Genomic DNA, 20,990 nt, shown 5'->3' on the forward strand with positions numbered 1-20,990 from the left:
ATAAATAATTCATTTATTGATGAATTTTTATTTAACTAAATGAATGTTTAGTTTTTTGTTAATTAAAACTGTTTTAAATTATTGATTTTCTAATAAAAATTGTTTTAATATATTATTTATATAATTTATTTTGTAAATTTATACTTTGAATTTTAAATAAAACTAAGTATGAAAAAATTAAATCTACTCTTTATGCTTTTGGTGAGTATATTATCTTATCAATCGTATTGGGGACAAAGCTACACTGTTCCTGTTTGTAACGGAACGATTGGGACAAACAGTTATGGGACACCAAATAGTAATGCAACAGCAAATTCTAAAAGCCGGGGAGCTTTTATTATTCCTGCTTCACAATTAACGGCTATTGCTAATAACACAATTACGGCAACCTATTTCAAAAGATATACTGCCTCAGGAACCCTTAATGCAGATGCAAATTTTAAAATCTATATGATGAATACAACAGCTACGGATTTTGGATCCGGAGCGTTAGATTGGGCAACAGCAATTTCCGGGGCAACACTGGTTTATGATTCTAACCCTCAAACTGCCGTAGGGAACTCTGCCGGTTTTAAGCAATTTGTTCATTCTGTTAACTTTCCTTACACATCGGGGAGTAACCTAGCCGTATTTACGGAATATACTCAGACTACAGCGCAGGCAGCAACAATTAACTGGGAATATGAATATTCTTCTCCCTGTGTAAATACTGCTAACAGCAACACAACAAAATATGTAACCACAACTTCTGCTTTTGGAGCTACTCTTACGTCTTCTGATTACAGAAGGCCACATATTGCATTTGATGTACCTCCAACATCTGCACCATCTTGTACGGCATTAACTTTTCCCGCTAATGGAGCAACCAATACTCCATATTCTCCGACTTTAACATGGAGTGCAGTAACAGGGTCAGCTGCCGCTTCTAGTTATAAACTAAAAGTAGGTACTACTCCTGGTGGAAGTAATATTGTGGCAAACACAAATGTAGGGAATGTAACTTCTTATGCTCTTTCTAATCTTACTGCTTCTACAACATATTATGTAACGGTTACTCCGGTTAATTCACTTGGGGAAGCTACGGGATGTACCGAAACTTCATTTACGGTAGCCAGCCCTCCTGCTAATGATAATTGCGCCAATGCAATTCCACTAACTGTAAATTCTGATTTGAATTGTACAGTAACAGCTTCAGGAAATACATTAGGGGCAACCAATTCAGGAATTACTATGGTATCGCCATGTAGTACAACGGCAGTTGGTGATGATGATGTTTGGTATTCATTTGTAGCAACATCAACATCTCATCAAATTTCATTAACTAATGTTGTTTCTACAGGTCCAACAAGTACCACCGATGCATATTTCCAAGTATTAAGTGGAGTGTGCGGTTCCCAGACGAGTGTGCTTTGTTCAGATCCTAATGCAGCTGTGGTTACAGGATTGACAGTTGGACAAACTTATTATATAAGAGTATTCACCTTTGGCGAATCTACAGCCGGAGGGAGAAATATAAGCTTTAATATCTGTGTGGGAACACCGCCACCGCCACCTTCTAATGATAATTGTGTGAATGCTACTCCTTTAACGGTAAGCTCGGGATCATTATGTACTAATTCGGTGGCAGGAACTACTTTATCCGCTACGGATTCTGGGGTTGCTATTTCTCCTTGTACGGGAACAGCTGATGACGATGTTTGGTATTCGTTTGTGGCTACTTCTGCAACTCATGTGGTAGCTTTAACCAATGTTGTATCTGTAGGAACTACTTCTTCAACATCGCTGTACCTTCAGGTATTGGGTGGTAGTTGTGGATCACTGACGAGTGTTATTTGTGATACATCGTATGCTACACCAACTCAGCTTACAGGCTTAACGGTAGGGAATACTTATTATGTAAGAGTTTATAATTCTAATTCCGGAACCGGATATGCCAATACATTTAATATTTGCGTTACTACACCTGTGGCGCCACCAAATGATGAATGTGCTAATGCTGTATCTTTGACAGTGAGCCCAACTTCTACGTGTGTAAGCCCAACTGCAGGAACTACAGCTTCTGCTACCAACTCAGGTCTTGCTGTATCTCCTTGTACAGGAACAGCTGATGATGATGTTTGGTATTCATTTGTAGCTACCGCCGCCACTCATATCATTACATTGTCAAATGTAGTTTCTACAGGTACAACATCATCTACGAGTTTGTATACTCAGGTGTTTAGTGGTGCATGTGGAAGCTTGACAAGTATTGCTTGTGGAACGACTAATGGTACAACTGTTACCGGACTTACTTCAGGACAGACTTATTATGTGAGATTGTATAACAGTAATGGGGCAGGATATAGCAATAGTTTTAATATTTGTGTAACAACGCCACCTCCGCCTCCGGCAAATGATGTTTGCTCGGGAGCAATAGCCTTAACAGTTGGAAATAATTTTAATTCTAATGTTATTACTACAAGTAATGATGGTGCTACAACAGATGGAACAACGACCTGTCAAACCAGTAGAGGAGATAATGTGTGGTATTCTGTAGTGGTGCCTGCAAGTGGAACACTTACCATAGAGACGCAAGGTGTTACAGGTTCAGGATTTGTAGATACTGTTCTTTCTGTTCATGGTGGAGCGTGTGGATCATTAACGGATGTTGCATGTGATGATGATAGTGGTGTCGATAATTTCTCCTTATTGTCACTGACAGGACAGACACCAGGTGCTACTTTATATATAAGCGTATGGAGATATACAGGTACAGCAGGAGGAGGAAGTACTACTGGTCAGTTCAAGCTTTCTGCTTATGATGCTTCTGTGCTAGCTACTAATGAAACATCCTTGTCTAAAGATAAGATTAAAGTGTATCCAAATCCATTCAAAGATGTGTTGTATATATCTGACATCTCGAATGTGAAATCAGCATCCATAGTGGATATAAGTGGAAGAATGATAAAAACAATTGACAAGCCTGAATCTGCTCTTCATTTGGAAGGGTTAAAGTCAGGAATGTATGTGGTTATTCTTACTATGAAAGATGGATCAAGAAAAACAATAAAAGCAATCAAGCAATAAAAATAAATCTGATAATAATTAAAGTTAATTGATAGCAGCCAGAATCCTGGCTGCTTTTTTTTATGAATATTTTTTTATGTTAAGTGTCTAAATTGATTGCTTATCAGAATTTTGTTATCTGATCTAATTGATTGATTTTATGTGTGTTGTGAAATTGTCCTTATTTGGTGAATATTTTATAAATTTAAATGATTGTTTAATTTTAATTAAAAAAAGATCGATTTAAGTGTGTATTGTTAAAAAAATTATAATTATTTATGAGTTTGTTTGAAAAATATTTTTACTTTTACCTCCCTAATTTTAATTTTTACTAAGTATGAAAAAACTTTTACTAACATGTTTAGTAGCCCTAAGTGTGGGAGCGTATGCGCAAGTGGGTCCACCACAGGCAACGAATCCCAATACTAATAACGGGTATGGTTTTACGCAGAGTAGTGGCACTTATACGCCATTATCAGCTAGCCGAACCATTTGGCAATCAGGTGCTACTTTAGGTACAGATGCTGTATCGGCTGCGATTAATTTACCATCAGCTTTTAAATTTAATGGAAAATCTTATTCCAGTATTTATATCAGCAATAATGGTTTTGTGACATTGGGAACGGCGGCGGTGAGTTCCACTTATACGGGGCTTTCCACTGATACGACAACGCCGTATGAAGGTGCATTTGCCGGATTTGCAGTTAACTTAAGAAATGCAAATACAACAACTTCGGAAATTGCATATGAAACTGTAGGATCGAAATTTATTGTTCAGTTTACAGATCTGCAGGGGAATTCTGCAGCTGCAGCTCAAACCCTTAATTTCCAGATACAGTTTGACCTTATAACTAACATTGTAAATATTGTTTATGGGAACTGTGTTTCTGGAACAGCGGCTTTAACCGGACAAGTTGGGATTAGAGGTTCTGAAAGTTCTGATGTAAATAACAGAACAGGAACTGACTGGACAGCTACAGGTGTAGGAACATCCAATACTTCTACTTGTACCATAGGAACAACTAATGCAACTACTGTTCCTGCTTCAGGACTTACGTTTACCTATACTCCTGGTACATGGATTTCTGCAGCTCCGACGTATGCAACTTTACCTTTTACTGAAAACTTTGGATCATGGGTTAATGGTAATTCCACTGGAGATTTGCCAAATGCTTCGAATTGGAGAACATGGCCTTCAAGAGGAGATAATTCATGGAGAGCAAGTGATATTTCTACTTCTGGATTTACCAGTGCTTCAGGATGGACCAGTACAAGTGGTACAGCTACGGTAGCTACACCAGCTGTAGCACCAACAGCAAGATTCCATGCTTATAACACAGTAAATGCCTCAGGATATATGGATTTGTATGTAAATCTGTCTTCGGGAGGTGCGGGAGCTAGATTTTTAAGTTTTGATTATATTAACCCAACTGGAAGTGATGTTTTAAAAATTCAACTTTCTACAGATGGAGGAACAACTTTTAATACGGTGGGACCTACTTACGGAGTGTCCTCTTCATGGTCTTCTAAAAGTCTCGATTTAGGCTCCAATAGTGCGACTGCAATAGTTAGATTTATTGCAACAGGAGATAACGGAAGTGATGATATTTATATTGATAATGTAAATATAACAGCTTCTACCGCTCTTCCTAATTGTACAACAATTTCTTCGCCTACCAATGCGTCAACAGGAATTTCTGTAACTCCTACAATTACTTGGAATGCATCTACATCAGCAGTTTCTTCATATAAGTTAACAATTGGAACAACACCTGGTGGTACAGATATAATGAATGCGGTAGATGTAGGAAATGTTACCACTTATACTATTCCTGCTGCATCTCAATTGCTATATGGCAAAACATATTATGCTAAGGTTTCACCGGTTAATAGCAATGGAACAGCTACTGGATGTACAGAGATTTCTTTCAAAACTAAAGATATTGGTTGTCCGTCTGTAACGGCTCCGGCAGCGAGTGCAACAGGTGTTTCCTTAACTCCTGCTATTACCTGGTCTGCTGTAACTGATGCTACAGGTTATAGATTGACGGTAGGAACTACTTCAGGAGGTACTGATATATTAAATAATATTGACCTAGGAAATGTAACAACTTATACATTTACGACACCATTAAATAATAGTACAACCTACTTCTATGTAGTTAACGCTTACACATCTACAAGTAATTCAGCTTCTTGTACACAAAGATCATTTACTACTCTTTGTCAGCCATCTAATGCTCCGTATACTGAGAATTTTGATACTACTCTTGTTGGTTCATCTTCTAACACTAATGCGCCAACTTGTTGGTCATATGTAGAAACTTCCGGTTCGGCAGGATATGGTTATGTAACTACTTCAGGAGCTTCTACTCCAAACAGCTATTATTTATATAATTCATCTGCGACTACTGGAAATATCATGCTGGTTTCACCGCAAACCAACAATTTATCTGATGGTACTAAAAGAGTGAAATTCCTTGCAAAAGGAAGTACAGGATATGTATTACAGGTTGGAACCCTTTCTGATCCTGCAACACCTTCATCATTTACGGCAATAGGAAGCTCTATTACTCTTACTTCTTCTTGGAGTCAATATATTGTCAATATTCCTGCTGGAACTAACTTATATGTAGCTTTAAGACATGGATTAGGGGATACTTACAGATCTATCTATATTGATGACGTAACTGTGGAAAATATTCCTGCATGTGTAGAGCCTACAGGCCTTACAAGTTCGGCAATAACATATAAAGCTGCAACCATTTCTTGGACTGCCTCCAGTTCGGCTCCTACAGGGAACTATGATATTTTCGTGAGTACAACAAATTCGGCTCCTGCTGTTAATGCAACGCCGACAGCTACTAATGTAACAAGTCCTTATACATTAACTCCTTTAAATCCTTCAACTACTTATTATGTTTGGGTGAGATCTAATTGTGGAACTTCTACAAGTCCTTGGGCTCCATTGCCTTCATTAACAACAGCTTCGTTCTGTCCTTCAGTAACGGCGCCGACAGCAAATGCTACTAACGTTTCATTGACTCCTACTATAACTTGGACAGCCATGACCGGTGCAACAGGATATAGAATTACAATGGGAACTACACCAGGCGGAACGGATATACTTAATAATGTAGATGTAGGAAATGTATTGACTTACACACTTTCCACATCATTGAACAACAGTACATCTTACTTCTATACAGTAAATGCTTACGATGCACAAGTTACATCACAATCATGTACGGTGAGAATTCTTAATACAGCTTGTGCTCCTATCGTTCCATCATATACCAATAACTTTAATGCTTATCCGGGTGCTTGTTGGGTATCTGCATCAGGAGGAACTCCGGCTACAGGATCTACCGGTACTTCGTCTTATTGGGTGGAAGATGGTTTCTTAAATTCAGGAACCACAGGTGCAATAAGATATAATTCTTATTCAACAGGAAGAGCAGGATGGTTCAAGACTCCTGTCTTTAACTTATCTGCGGGAGGTTATAGAGTGAAATTTAATTATGGACTAACTAATTATGCAGAAACAACACCAGGTACATTAGGATCTGATGACGTAGTTCAGTTTTTAGTTTCACAAGATGGGGGTACTACATGGACTGTATTACAAACATGGAATGCCGCTAACTCGCCGTCTAATACATCCAATAACTATAGCTTGGACCTTACAGGTTATGTATCTGCGAACACAATGTTTGCATTCTATGCAAATGATGGCTCTGTAGATGATCCAAATGATGTTGATTTCTCTGTTGATAATTTCATCATTGAGCCTACATCTACAATGGGTACTGTAGAAACAAAAGGTAACAAAAATAATATTAAAGCTTATCCAAATCCGTTTGCTGATGTATTGAATATTTCTGATATATCCAATGTAAAATCAGTTTCTATAATGGATGTTGCAGGAAGATTGGTGAAAACTATCGATACTCCTTCTTCGGCTCTTCATTTGGGAGAATTGAAATCAGGATTGTATTTAGTAGTTCTTACTATGAAAGATGGATCAAGACAAACAATCAAAGCAATTAAAAAATAGAATATAAAACTATTTAACAGATGGCGACTAAAATATTAGTCGCCATTTTTTTAATGATATTGAAAATAATGAAATCAGTGTAAATTGTTGATATCCAGAATTTAAAGAATTTATAATTCAATTGTGTTTGAATTATTATTATTCAGTATTTGTTTTGTTATTTATAATGAAAGTGCTTTTTATTTAAAATTATTTTCAAAAAAACACTATAATCATGGAATTTAATTGAAAATATGCCTAAATTTATTTTCCCTAATAATTTACTGTAATGAAGAAACTACTATTTTTTATTTTAACCTTGCCTATCTTGTGTTTTGGGCAATGGACTGAAAATTTTGATGCTGGTACTACGATGCCGGCGGGTTGGGCTGTTATTAATAATGGCGGTGCCAATGGCTGGGTATTTGGAACTCCGGGAGCTGGAACCGCTCAGTCGGGATCTAATGTTGCTTCTCTAACGTATAATACCACAGCGCATGATGATTATTTAATTACAAAAGCAATTACTGTAACTACCGGAGTAAGTGACAGAATATCTTTCTTTGTAAAATCAAGAAGTTCAACTTATCTTGAAAATTATGAAGTCTTGCTTTCTACAACAAATCAGACATCAGCAGCATTTACTACGGTACTGCAAGCCACACAAAAAGCACCGGATGTATGGACGCAGAAAACCTTTAGTTTAGCTGCATATGCCGGGCAAACAGTATATGTGGCAATTCATGCTACAGATACCGATCAATGGCAACTGTATGCAGATACATTTGTTGTAGATTCCGCCCCTACGACTGCTCCGGGTTGTGCTACATTGACCGCCCCAACCAACACTGCTACGGGAGTAAACCCTGATGGTGTTTTAAGCTGGAATACCGTTGCTTCGGCTACCGGCTACAAAATTAAAGTAGGAACTACCAGTGGAGGAACAGATGTTATGAATAATGTGGATGTTGGTAATGTCACTAGTTATAATATTCCGGGAACTCTTAATTCAGGAACTACCTATTATGTTACTGTTACACCATATAACGGAGTTGGAAATGCTGCCGGATGCTCACAGATTTCATTTACAACAATTTCTGCACCTGCTAATGATAATTGTTCTGGAGCAATCGCTTTAACGGTAAACCCGGATTTAAATTGTGGCTCAGTAGCTTCAGGAAATACATTAGGAGCAACTCAATCTTTGGCTGCCACACCATGTAGCGGAACCCCGGATGATGATGTTTGGTATTCTTTCGTAGCTACAGCAACTTCACATGTTATAACATTGTCCAATGTGGTTTCTACAGGGACTACAAGCTCAACAGATACTTATTTTCAGGTTTTGAGTGGAGCTTGTGGAAACTTAACGAGCGTTTTGTGTAGTGACCCTTTATCAGGGACAGCTACTGGATTAACGGTTGGACAGACTTACTATGTGAGAGTTTATAGCTATTCGGGAGAGGGATATGCCCAAAGCTTCAATATCTGTGTAGGAACATTACCTCCTCCTCCGGCCAATGATAATTGTTCAGGTGCAATCACTTTAACAGTGAACCCTAACCTGAACTGTGGAGTAACAACAACAGGAAACACGACTAGTGCAACAGAATCTATGGCAGCAACACCTTGTAACGGAACTCCTGATGACGATATCTGGTATTCATTTGTGGCTACTTCAGCTTCTCATGTGGTGACCCTTTCCAATGTTTCTGGCTCTACCGATATGTATTTTCAAGTTTTGAGCGGAACATGTGGCTCACAAACAAGCATCATTTGCTCTGATCCTAATTCTGCTACTTTGACAGGATTAACACCAGGACAAACCTATTATATAAGAGTTTACACCTATAGCAGCGGAAATAATGCGAGCTTTACGATTTGTATTGGAACGCCACCACCACCGCCTGCCAATGATGAATGTTCAGGAGCTATACCATTAACGGTAGGTACTGATTTTGCTTCAGGAGCTATATCTTCAACTAATGCAGGGGCAACTACTAATGTTACTTCTACTTGTGCTTCGTCAAACTCAGTGAACAATACATGGTATTCTGTTGTGGTGCCGGCTTCAGGAAATGTAACCCTGGAAACGGGTGCGGTATCGGGATCTCAATTTACAGATTCTATATTGGCTGCATATAGTGGAACTTGTGGATCTTTAACGCAAATTTCATGTAATGATGATATTACAACAACCACTAATTTGTATTCAAGAGTTTCTCTTACCGGAAGAACACCAGGCGAAACCATTTATGTAAGTGTTTGGAGATATTCTACAGCGGGTGGGGATGGGCCAATTCAGGTTTCTGCTTATGATTCAAGTAGTTTGGCTACTATTGAAGTTGCTCAAGCTGAAAATAAGATCAAAGCATACCCGAACCCGTTTGCTGATGTATTGAATATTTCAGATATATCTAAAGTAAAATCAGTTTCCGTAACCGATATGACGGGAAGAGTACTGAAAACTATTGATGCTCCTTCCCCTGCACTTTATTTGGGAGAACTTACATCAGGAATGTATTTGGTAACATTGCAAATGAAAGATGGCTCTAAGCAAATAATTAAAGCTATTAAAAAATAATTTCTTTTAATTATTAAAATTAAAAATGGAGACTGGTTATTTAGTCTCCATTTTTTTTAATTAATAATTGAATTTTTATTAATAATATCTGTTTTTTATTTAAATTAGTGCGAAACAAAATTATTAACATGAAAAAATTTCTATTATTGGGCTTTGTAAGCCTAGGGATTGGAGCGTTTGCTCAAACATACTGTACACCACAATACACTTACGGCTGTGATGACGGAGATCAAATTGACAGTTTTGAAATACCAAGTGCCAGTTTCAGCCATTTGAATACAGGATGTTCTACAAATGCTTATGGTGATTATACCACACAAACTATCAGCATGAATGCGGGGCTAAACTATCCGTTTTCAGTGACACACAATTATGGAAGCCAGAACATACGTATCTGGATAGATTTCAACAATGATGGAAATTTTGATGATTCCGCTCCTGAGTTGGTAGCTTCTGCAAGCAGCTCCAACATCAATGGTTCGGATATTACCAACGGTGCAATCATTTTACCGGCTACTGCAACAACCGGAGTGCATCGTATGAGAGTAGGGGACAGATATTCTAGTCAACCGATACCATGTAATGCAGATGGATATGGAGAAGTACACGATTATATGGTTAATATTGGAGCCGCTCCAAGCTGTCTTGCTCCAAGCAATGTAACGGTAAACGGAGTGACGTCCAATTCAGCTACAATTAGCTGGGTTGCATCTCCTAGTACTGTGGGTGTAGGATATGAATATTATGTGTCTACTTCCAATACAGCCCCTACTACAACCACTAATGCAACAGGAACTGCCGGACCGTCTGCTGTTTCAGTAACTTTACCTTCTAATCTGGCTGCGGCCACCAATTATTATGTGTGGGTGCGTGCTGCCTGTAGCGCTACAGATAAAAGCCAGTGGTCTATAGGAGCTACCTTCACAACGGCGTGTGCTACTATTGTACCTACTTATACAAATGATTTCGCAACATTCCCACCTACATGTTGGGAACAGTTATCCGGAGGATCACCAACGGGAACTCCTCCTACAGGAACATATGGATATTGGTATGAAGACGGCTTCCTGGGTTCAGGTTCTACAGGTTCTGCAGTAATTAATCTATATACTACAGATACAGAGGGATGGTTGAAAACAGTACCTTTCAATCTGTCAGCTGGAGGATATCGTGTGAAGTTTGATTATGGTATAACCGAATATAATGGAACTGCATCTTCTGCAATGGGTTCTGATGATGTGATACAATTTGTGGTTTCTTCGGATGGAGGAAATACCTGGACAGTGCTACAAACCTGGACTGCAGCCAATGCCCCTTCCAATACATCAACACAGTTTTCGCTTAATCTTACATCTTACACAGGAGCCAATACGATATTTGCTTTCTACGGATCGGATGGAACAGTCAATGATACTGAGGATTATGAGTTCTTTATAGATAATTTCACTGTGGAGCCTGCTCCTTTGGCTACTTCTGAAGTTTCTGGAACTAAAAACAATATCAAAGCATATCCGAATCCATTTACGGATGTATTGAATATCTCAGAGATCAGAAATGTGAAATCGGTATCTGTAACAGATGCAGTAGGAAGATTGATCAAGACTATTGATAATCCGGGATCAGCTCTTCATTTAGGAGATTTAAAACAAGGAATGTACTTTATAACACTGAATCTGAAAGATGGTTCTCAGCAAACAATTAAGGCTATAAAAAAATAATAGTATAGACTAAACCAAAGAAGCCGGCTTAAAGCCGGCTTCTTTATTTTTATTTATTTGGGACAGGTTGCAAATCTCCTGTGTTCAAATTACTGAATACGGTTGGGAAAAACATGACTAGAATAAAATAAATAATGATCATCAATACTACTAAAGCGAATAAAATGATCACAAGGCTGTTGGGTTTGTTTTTCTTTTTTGGTTCCATGATCTTGTTGTATTTGGTTAATAGATTAATTATAAAAAATATTAAGCTAATTTCTTGCCACACTGTTTGCAGTACCTTGCATCATCATCAATATCTTCATTGCCGCACCTGTCGCAAATCTTTTCCAGGTTTTGTCTTTTATTCCTCATTTCAGCAGTTACAATTCCTGTAGGAACAGCAATAATAGAATAACCGGCCAACATCAATATGACGGCAAAAAACTTTCCGAGCGGAGTAATCGGAGAAACGTCGCCATATCCTACGGTAGTTACCGTAACGACTGCCCAGTAAATAGATTGCGGGATACTTTCGAAACCTGGTCTTCCTCCTTCTACCATAAACATCATGGAACCGACAATAACGGAGAAAATGATTAGAAACAGAAGAAAAATATAGATTTTTCTGGAACTATTCTTTAAAGCTTTTACGATGAGGTATCCATCATTCATAAAATCCATAAGATTAAAGATCCTGAAGATCCTTAGCATTCTTAGCATTCTGAAAATAAGAAAGTACTTTGTAACAGGAAAAAATAGACTCAAATAAAAAGGAACCAGTGATAAAAAATCTATGATCCCGAAAAAGCTGAAAATATATTGTCTTTTATTTTTAACCACGGCGATACGCATGGTATACTCAATGGTAAAAAGCAGAGAGATAACCCATTCCAGAACTAAAAAAGTGATATGAAATTTTTTGTCCAGCCATGGTACACTTTCCATCATGATAATGAGCGTGCTTACCAGGATAAGAATTAATAAAACAATATCAAACAATTTTCCCAGCCTTGTATCCGAACGATTGATAACACGATATAGAAATCTTTTCCATAAAGTGTCTTCGGGAATAAGATTATGCTCTCTTTCCATACTACTTAAAATTATAACCTAAGATAAGATTTTAATGAACTAGTTTACAAATATATCTCAAAAAGCTTTTAAGGAAAAGGATGGGAGAAATTATGCTCATCAATTTGTGAATTATTTGTACTTAAAGTGTTGGTTTTCAGAATATTGATTTTAGCAATATATGTAATTTATATGACATATAAAAATAAAATTTTAACAATATATTATGGTATTCTTTGTAATTTTAATTCACAAAAAAACATTATAATCATGAAAAAAATTATTACTTCAGCCCTCTTGGGGGCGTTATGCTCTTTGCTTAATGGTCAAGTAGGGATTAATACTACCAGCCCTAATGCAGCAACAGTATTGGATGTTACTTCCAATCAGAAAGGAATTCTGATTCCACGTCTTTCAGACACCGAAAGAAATACCAATTTAGCAGATAATGATCCTCTTACAGTTCCTCCAGCAGGAGTTGTCAATGCCAATCTGGCTATTGGTACCCTTATTTTTAATACTACACCAGGCGCATTCCAATATTGGGATGGTACGTTATGGAGACAGCTTTTTGTAGCTACATCTTCTCAGGCTGGTAATGATGGAGTTGTGAAAATAAACTCCGGAAATGCAGGGGTAAAACCGACTCTTAATCTTACTGCAGCGGGAAATGGATATGGCCCGAAACAACAAGTTATATATGCTGTTCCATTGGTATTTGCTCCAAGTCCTACCACCAGTTGGCCGGAAACAACAGTGCCGTTTCCAGGTGTAACATCTAATATCTATCTTTCATCAACCAATAAATGGCGTGAAAACGAAATTAATGGTCAGGTACATATCTGGAGACTTATAGCCAATGTAAGTCCAGGGTCTAACAGCTCGGGCTCTGTGAAGGCCACTATGACGAATCCTGATTCAGGTTTTGTGGTTAATTCCATTCAGTTCTTACCAAGTGGTTCCAGCGGAGTTGGGAATGTTCTTACGTTCTATTTCTATACTATTGCAGACCCGGCAAGTTTGGATCCCGGAAAAGGATATCAGCTTTTTATGGAAGCAGATACCGGCTGTACTGTAGTAGTGGATTCCTTTACCAGGGTATCGCTTTTCAAAGATTAAAAAATCTCATGACTATATTGGAACCCGGTTTGTGTAGGTACATGAGCCGGGTTTATAATGAAAATCTGTTTTATTTTTCATAAAATTAATATCTTCGTTGCTATAAGTACATCTCATGAAGCTAAAAGAAGTCATTTCCAAAATTGAGGAAAAAATAAAAATTAATCAGGCAGAAGATTTTGATAATGTTGGTTTATTGTGTGGCGTTCCGGATCGTCCTGTTTCCGGAATTTTAGTCTGCCATGACGCTTTGGAAAAAGTAGTGGAGGAAGCTATTCATAAAAGCTGCAATCTTATTGTATGTTTCCACCCCATTATTTTTTCGGGATTGAAATCGTTGACAGGTAAAAACTATGTGGAAAGAGCTGTTTTGAAGGCTATTGAGAATAAAATTGCTATTTATGCCATTCATACAGCATTTGATAATGATTTCTTCGGAGTGAATGCAGGAATCTGTAATCAGTTGGGATTGAAAGATCTTAAGATTCTTCAGCCTAAGAAAAATAACCTGAAGCAATTGACGGTATATGTTCCTAAAGACTATACCGAATCGTTAAAAAATGCCCTTTTTTCAGCAGGAGCAGGAAATATAGGTTTTTATGATGAATGTAGTTTCAGCATCAATGGAAATGGAACATTTAGGCCTATTGAAGGCTCTAATCCTTTTTCCGGGCGGCAACATATCCGGGAAAACGCAGATGAGGATATGATCTCGGTAATTTTTGAGGGCTATAAACAGGGACAGATCATTTCAGCGATGAAATCAGCACATCCTTATGAAGAAGTAGCTTATCAGATCTATAGTTTAGATAATGAAAACCAACACACAGGATTGGGAATGTACGGCGAGCTGGAAGAGGAGATGGATGAAAAAGATTTCCTGAAGATGGTGAAGGAAAAATTTAACCTTGAAATAATTAAGCATTCTGATTTCTTAGATAAAAAAATAAAGAGGGTAGGAGTATTAGGTGGATCCGGGGCAAGCGGAATTAAATCTGCCTTATCCCAAAAATGTGACGCTTACCTTACAGGAGATATCAAATATCATGATTATTTCTTGGCAGAATCTCAAATGCTGATTTGTGATATTGGACATTATGAGTCTGAACAATTTGTTGTTCAACAATTATTTGAAATTTTGTCACAAAAATTTAGTACATTTGCAATCTCAAAATCTAACGAAAAAACAAACCCAGTAAATTATTTCCTTTAGATATGGCAAAAACCACCGATATTTCAGTTGAAGAGAAATTAAGAGCTTTATACGATTTGCAGATCATTGATTCAAGATTGGATGAAATCCGAAATACAAGAGGAGAATTGCCAATTGAGGTGGAAGATCTTGAAATCGAAATTGAAGGACTTGAAAAAAGAGCTGAAAAATTTCATACGGATATCAAAGATCAGGAAGACCAGATCAAAACCAAGCATGAAGTAATCAACCACGCTAAAACTTTAATTGAAAAATACAAATCTCAGCAAGATAATGTAAGAAACAATAAAGAGTTTGAAGCATTGGGTAAAGAAATTGAATATCAGGAGCTTGAAATTCAGCTTGCTGAAAAAAGAATTAAAGAATTCGGAGCTAAAATCGCTCACAAAAACGAAACTTTATCTGAGCTTACTACCAAGATCAATGAACTGAAAAATCACTTGAAATTCAAAAAAGATGAGCTTGACGGTTTGATCTCTGAAACACAGAAAGAAGAAGAATATCTGTTGGAAAGATCTAAGGAATTTGCTTCCAAGATTGATGACAGATTACTGGCATCTTATAATAAGATCAGAACCAGCTCTGTAAACGGTTTAGCTGTTGTAGGATTGGAAAGAGGAGCTCCAAAAGGGTCATTCTTCACTATTCCGCCTCAAAAACAGATGGAAATCGCTCAGAGAAAGAAAATCATTATCGATGAGCATTCAGGAAAGATCCTTGTTGATGACGAATTGGTAATGGAAGAAACAGAAAAAATGAAATCAGTAATCAAATTTTAATACTGATTTTAAAATAATAAAAAGCTGTCTCAATTTGGGACAGCTTTTTTATGGGAATAGGTCAACTTCATGATCATAAAACAAGATGACCTATTTATCATTCTGTAGGAACCCAATCATAAAATAAAAAACCGCTTAATCAAGCGGTTTTTATTTATTCATGATGATCATACATCTTATTGTACAGATCAATAAACTTTTCTTTGATAGCCTTTCTTTTCAGCTTTAACGTAGGTGTTAGAAGTCCGCTGTCTATTCCCCAGACTTCTGGAGTCAGTTCAATTTTCTTGATCTTTTCCCAGTTACCGAGATGCTCATTAATGCCTTCTATTTCTTTTTCAATTCTGTCCTTTAATTCAGGGCTTTTGGCAATTTCTTCCGGAGTGGAACCAATGCTTAAATTATTACGCATTGCCCAGCTTTTGGCAAATTCAAAATCAGGTTGGATCAGTGCACAAGGCATTTTTTCGCCATCACCTACAACCATAATCTGTTCTATGAATTTAGAAGCTTTGGCAAGGTTTTCAATGGTTTGTGGTGCAATATATTTTCCTCCTGATGTTTTGAACATCTCTTTTTTACGATCGGTGATCTGCAAGAATCCGTCGCTATCAATATGTCCAATATCTCCAGTTTTAAAATAACCATCCTCTGTAAAGGCTTCTTTAGACATTTCTTCATTCTTAAAGTATCCTTTGAAAACAGACGGGCCTTTTACCGTAATTTCACCATCTTCCTGAATCTTCACATCAAGATTATCCAAAGGCAATCCAACAGTTCCCACTTTCATTTTTTCAAAACTGTTCACAGAAATTACTGGTGATGTTTCTGTGAGGCCATACCCTTCAAGAATAGGAATTCCCGCATTTTGAAACATTAAATTTAATCTTGTAGATAAAGCTGCGGAACCTGAAACCAGAGTAATGATTTCGCCTCCTAAACCTTCTCTCCACTTGGAGAACACAAGTTTATCGGCTATAATTTCCTGTAGTCCGGATGGTTTGGATACTTCTTTCTTTTTAGTAATAAGATTTAATGCCCAGAAGAATATTTTCGATTTTAAACCTCCGGCAGAAGATCCTGTATTGTAAATCTTATCATATACCTTTTCTACCAATCTAGGAACAACACTCATATAATGGGGCTTTACTTCCTTCACATTCTCGCCCATTTTCTCAATACTCTCTGCAAAATATACAGAGAAGCCATTGTATTGGAACAAATAGAACAGCATTCTTTCAAAAATGTGGCAGATCGGTAAAAAGCTGAGAACTCTTGTATCTTTATAATCTAAACTTTTCTTTCTTGGAATCCTTGGAATAGAACCTAAAACATTGGAAACAATATTGTGGTGCGTAAGCATTACGCCTTTAGGTTTTCCCGTTGTTCCTGAAGTGTAGATGATCGTTGCGAGATCTTCAGAATTGATGGTGTTAGACAGGTCTTCCACTTCAATTTGGGTAGAATCATCTTCACCAAGGTCCAGAATTTCTTTCCAGTTGGCGGCACCGGTTATATTGTCGAAAGTAAAAATACCCTGTAAAGATGGGATATTGTGCTTCACTTTCATAACTTTATTTAAAAGATCCTTATCAGAAACAAAACAGTATTTGATTTCAGCATCATTGAAAATAAATTCATAATCTTCCGGAGAAATACTTGGATATACAGGTACAGAAACTACCCCGATCTGTGAAAGCCCCAAATCCATAATGGCCCATTCTGTACGGGAATTGGTGGTGATCAATGCAATTTTATCGCCTGGCTTGATTCCCAGCTTTAATAGTCCTCTGGATATTTTATTTCCTTCATTGATAAACTCCTGAGTAGAGGTTTTCTTCCATTCTCCATGATATTTAGTGACAAACATATCATTTTTAGGATATTTCTCTAGAGCATACTGAGGTATATCAAATAATCTCTTAATCGTCATAATTTTTTAAGCAGTTTTAAACAATTCTAAATATAAGCATTTTTATAAAAATAGCACCTATCTATATGATAAATAACAAAAAAGTGACACTTCTTTTGAAGTATCACTCTCATAAATAGGCTAATTGATATTATTTTTATTCTATGATAAGTTTTTCCTGTGATGTTTCGCCTTCAGCGGTGGTAACATTTACAAGATATACTCCTTTCTTTAAATTGCCGAGCTTCAGGTTTTCTTCAAACTTTTTATCTGTGGTTTTATTATTTTCAAATGAGATCGCTTTGTTTCCGGACATATCAATAATATCAACCGTAAACTGAACATCTTTTGTTGTGGTAAACCTCATATTTAGAGTACCTGTATTATTAGGATTAGGTGAAAGTGTTAATTTACCTATAGGCCCCCCGATACGGGAACAGTATGTGGAACATAAGGTACTTGAATAAGGAGACTCTTTGCCACCGGGGCAAATGGCTTTTACTCTCCATGTAAAGCATGGATAATTGGCACTTACTGAAAAGGAATTGGTGGAGGTTGTTGTATTGGCCAGTGCAAATGGCAGTGAAGAGCCGCAGCATCGTGTATCATTGACAATAATTTCCAAAACATAGTAAAGAGCGCCAGGTACAGCTGCCCATGTTAAATTGGTAACACCATATTGATTTTTCTCACAGCTCAGATTAGTAGGTGAAAGAATGCTTTCACAGGCAACACAATCTGTCATTGCTTTAGCCGGAGCAATAAGCACAGGTGATGTTATAGATTTTTTTTCGATGAATAGGGCACTGTCCAGCAACATATCTTCAACATCGGCAATGGCAATGGTCATTCGGTATGTTTCGCAACGGGTCAGATTAGAGGCAGTGGCACGCAAAACCTTCGTAAACCCATCATATTGATGAACTTTCCCGAAGCAGTTGTTTTCAAAATATGCACAGTTCATGCACCCCGTTCCTGTATTGCTGTCACATTCTGTAGAATAGCCCTCATTTACATTATTTACGCAAACCGGGCTGCTGGTTCCTGGAACCAATGAAATATTCTGAACTCCTGCAATACCAGGCCCGGAAATGAAAATACCCATCACATCATTGTACTGATCATCTACATAATTGGGATATTCTTCAGAGGCGAATACATACTTTAAAGAAATACTATTCCCTTGAGGTACTATATCAAATGAAATGACACATGCATCCATTGTAGTCCCCAGGCCTAAATTGTCAAGTAATGGTTCTCCTCCTGTTCCATTTTCTACGGTTTTTTCAGGAGAGTTGACATTGGATCCTACAGCATCACTTATTTTACCGGTAGTGAGGATTACTCCTTCATTGATTCCGAGTCCTTTATATACTGAAGCTGGATTCCCATTAGTGAAAAATCCATAGGAATGGGATGGGGTCCCATTGACCGTTATATTGCTGATCGTGACACCTGAACCTACCAATGATTGTATCAGTGGATAAAGATTCTGGCTGCCTACCTGTATTGATTGTCCAAAAGCTAATATTGGGAATATTGTAAAAAACAATATTGTTATACATATTCTTTTCATGGTTATAGTTGATTTATTTTTTTATAAACGGATTTTAATCTGCCAGACAGGTGTAAGAAGAAAGTGTTCATCTTTTCGATAGTAAACTGTCTTTCCAACAAAGATTTTTTGTTGAAACTGATTTTCATTTGCTTGGTTTCATAGTCTCCGGATAGCGTGTAAAAGTCAAAAGACATTACTTTGCAAAATTTCTGAAGATCTTTCTCAGATTTAAAAGTCAAATCCGGAATATCTAATGTATAGCTTTCAGAAAGTTGATCAATCTGATCAGCATATACTGTGATGACCATATTGGGGCTCATAGTGACCTGCCCATTTTGTGAGTAATACTTTGTGAACATGCATAGGCAAATCACAATCATCAGGTTTAAAATGTTTTTTTTCATAATAAATAGTTTGTAAGTATAATTTTGGATAATAGAATAAGGATGTGGGTTAATGGATCATTATTTCCGGTGGCGGGAGCTGGATTTTTGTAAGCTGGATTTTCATGGTTCATATTTTATCCAAACTTACCTATAAGTCTAAAGGCGTAAAATGAGTATTTAATAAGTGTCGGTTTTTTTCCTGTAAGTGTAATGCGATCCTAAAATGAAGGAAAGCTGTTTTCAACTAATTTAAAAACCAGAATGTGTCCCTTTTTATAGTTAAATGAAACAATATCTTATAAAAATATGTCTCCGATATTATTTTTAAATATTGTCAGTAGGGAAGGGCTTTTGAAGGGCTTCAATTATTTTTTTTCAGGTTTCCTTAAAAAGTGTAAATTTACGACCATCTAATTATTCAATTTTATGGACTTTAATTTATCGGAAGAACAGCTGATGATTCAGCAGGCAGCAAGGGATTTTGCGCAAAACGAACTATTACCGGGAGTAATCGAAAGGGACCGCGATCAGAAATTTCCTACTGAGCAAGTAAAGAAAATGGGAGAAATGGGACTTTTGGGAATGATGGTGGATCCTAAGTACGGAGGAGCCGGTATGGATAGTGTTTCTTATGTTTTGGCAATGGAGGAGATTGCAAAAATAGATGCTTCTGCAGCTGTTGTGATGTCTGTAAACAATTCATTGGTTTGTGCAGGTCTTGAGAAATTTGCAAGCGAAGAGCAAAAGGTAAAGTATCTTACGCCTCTTGCAAGCGGTCAGGTAATCGGGGCATTTGCTTTATCTGAACCTGAAGCAGGATCTGATGCTACTTCTCAGAAGACGACTGCGGAAGATAAAGGAGATTATTATCTTTTAAATGGTATCAAGAACTGGATTACAAACGGAGGAACTGCTTCCTACTATATCGTAATTGCTCAGACTGATCCTGAGAAAAAGCACAAAGGGATCAATGCATTTATCGTAGAAAGAGGTTGGGAAGGTTTCGAAATCGGTCCAAAAGAAGATAAATTGGGAATCAGAGGTAGTGATACACATTCTTTGATCTTCAACAACGTAAAAATACCAAAAGGAAACAGAATCGGTGAAGATGGGTTTGGATTCAACTTTGCAATGGCAGTATTGAATGGGGGAAGAATCGGGATCGCTTCTCAGGCTTTAGGAATTGCTTCAGGAGCTTATGAATTGGCTTTGAAATATGCTAAAACAAGAAAAGCTTTCAAAACTGAGATCATCAACCATCAGGCAATTGCTTTCAAATTAGCAGATATGGCTACTCAGATCACGGCGGCAAGAATGCTTTGCTTCAAGGCTGCAACTGAAAAAGATGCCGGAAAAGATATCTCTGAAAGCGGAGCTATGGCCAAATTATATGCTTCTCAGGTGGCAATGGATACTACCATTGAAGCAGTACAGATCCATGGTGGTTATGGATACGTGAAAGAATATCACGTAGAAAGATTAATGAGAGATGCAAAAATCACTCAGATCTATGAAGGAACTTCTGAAATCCAGAAAATTGTGATTTCAAGAAGCATTGCAAAATAAGCAGATTTAAACTACACT

Annotated in this window: 13 protein-coding genes; 8 read left to right on the forward strand and 5 right to left on the reverse strand. The window is 37.3% G+C overall.

The genetic code is table 11. From position 1 onward, the window contains the following. Window positions 1–168 precede the first annotated feature (168 nt). The 4 genes from EGI05_RS11850 (at window position 169) to EGI05_RS11865 (ending at window position 11,383) form a co-directional block, all read left to right on the forward strand. On the forward strand, window positions 169–3,066 hold the full coding sequence (locus EGI05_RS11850) for a fibronectin type III domain-containing protein (RefSeq protein ID WP_123263227.1): 2,898 nt from the start codon (window positions 169–171) through the stop codon (window positions 3,064–3,066). A 316-nt stretch (window positions 3,067–3,382) separates the two neighbouring features. Next, window positions 3,383–7,102, forward strand: coding sequence for a fibronectin type III domain-containing protein (locus tag EGI05_RS11855; RefSeq protein ID WP_123263228.1), 3,720 nt, complete (start codon window positions 3,383–3,385; stop codon window positions 7,100–7,102). A gap of 268 nt (window positions 7,103–7,370) precedes the next feature. Then, window positions 7,371–9,665, forward strand: coding sequence for a T9SS-dependent choice-of-anchor J family protein (locus tag EGI05_RS11860; protein ID WP_123263229.1), 2,295 nt, complete (start codon window positions 7,371–7,373; stop codon window positions 9,663–9,665). Between the two features lie 128 nt (window positions 9,666–9,793). Beyond that, window positions 9,794–11,383, forward strand: a complete 1,590-nt coding sequence (locus tag EGI05_RS11865; protein WP_123263230.1) for a GEVED domain-containing protein — start codon at window positions 9,794–9,796, stop codon at window positions 11,381–11,383. Between the two features lie 49 nt (window positions 11,384–11,432). On the opposite strand, the gene EGI05_RS18005 is transcribed toward EGI05_RS11865, so the two are convergent. After that, window positions 11,433–11,591, reverse strand: coding sequence for a hypothetical protein (locus EGI05_RS18005; protein ID WP_166668332.1), 159 nt, complete (start codon window positions 11,589–11,591; stop codon window positions 11,433–11,435). A gap of 41 nt (window positions 11,592–11,632) precedes the next feature. After that, window positions 11,633–12,460, reverse strand: coding sequence for an ion transporter (locus tag EGI05_RS11870; RefSeq protein WP_123263231.1), 828 nt, complete (start codon window positions 12,458–12,460; stop codon window positions 11,633–11,635). Window positions 12,461–12,709: 249 nt separating this feature from the next. On the opposite strand from EGI05_RS11870, the gene EGI05_RS11875 reads away from it, so the two are divergent. From EGI05_RS11875 to EGI05_RS11885, 3 genes are all read left to right on the forward strand, one after another. Then, entirely contained in the window at window positions 12,710–13,558 is an 849-nt protein-coding gene (locus EGI05_RS11875; protein WP_228428599.1) for a hypothetical protein, read from the forward strand. 115 nt (window positions 13,559–13,673) lie between these two features. Next, window positions 13,674–14,771, forward strand: a complete 1,098-nt coding sequence (locus tag EGI05_RS11880; protein ID WP_123263233.1) for a Nif3-like dinuclear metal center hexameric protein — start codon at window positions 13,674–13,676, stop codon at window positions 14,769–14,771. Between the two features lie 2 nt (window positions 14,772–14,773). Continuing rightward, window positions 14,774–15,550 (forward strand): zinc ribbon domain-containing protein, encoded by a 777-nt coding sequence (locus EGI05_RS11885; protein WP_123263234.1) that lies wholly within the window; start codon window positions 14,774–14,776, stop codon window positions 15,548–15,550. A gap of 154 nt (window positions 15,551–15,704) precedes the next feature. On the opposite strand, the gene EGI05_RS11890 is transcribed toward EGI05_RS11885, so the two are convergent. The 3 genes from EGI05_RS11890 to EGI05_RS11900 form a co-directional block, all read right to left on the reverse strand. Then, entirely contained in the window at window positions 15,705–17,483 is a 1,779-nt protein-coding gene (locus EGI05_RS11890; protein ID WP_123263235.1) for an AMP-dependent synthetase/ligase, read from the reverse strand. Window positions 17,484–17,619: 136 nt separating this feature from the next. Next, complete coding sequence (locus tag EGI05_RS11895) at window positions 17,620–19,038, reverse strand: choice-of-anchor L domain-containing protein (protein WP_123263236.1); 1,419 nt, start codon at window positions 19,036–19,038, stop codon at window positions 17,620–17,622. 2 nt (window positions 19,039–19,040) lie between these two features. Next, complete coding sequence (locus EGI05_RS11900) at window positions 19,041–19,424, reverse strand: hypothetical protein (protein ID WP_134197415.1); 384 nt, start codon at window positions 19,422–19,424, stop codon at window positions 19,041–19,043. Between the two features lie 408 nt (window positions 19,425–19,832). Between EGI05_RS11900 and EGI05_RS11905 the strand changes: the two genes are divergently transcribed. Then, entirely contained in the window at window positions 19,833–20,972 is a 1,140-nt protein-coding gene (locus EGI05_RS11905) for an acyl-CoA dehydrogenase (RefSeq protein WP_123263238.1), read from the forward strand. Window positions 20,973–20,990 lie beyond the last annotated feature (18 nt).

Source organism: Chryseobacterium daecheongense (assembly GCF_003729955.1).
Classification (GTDB): Bacteria; Bacteroidota; Bacteroidia; order Flavobacteriales; family Weeksellaceae; genus Chryseobacterium; species Chryseobacterium daecheongense.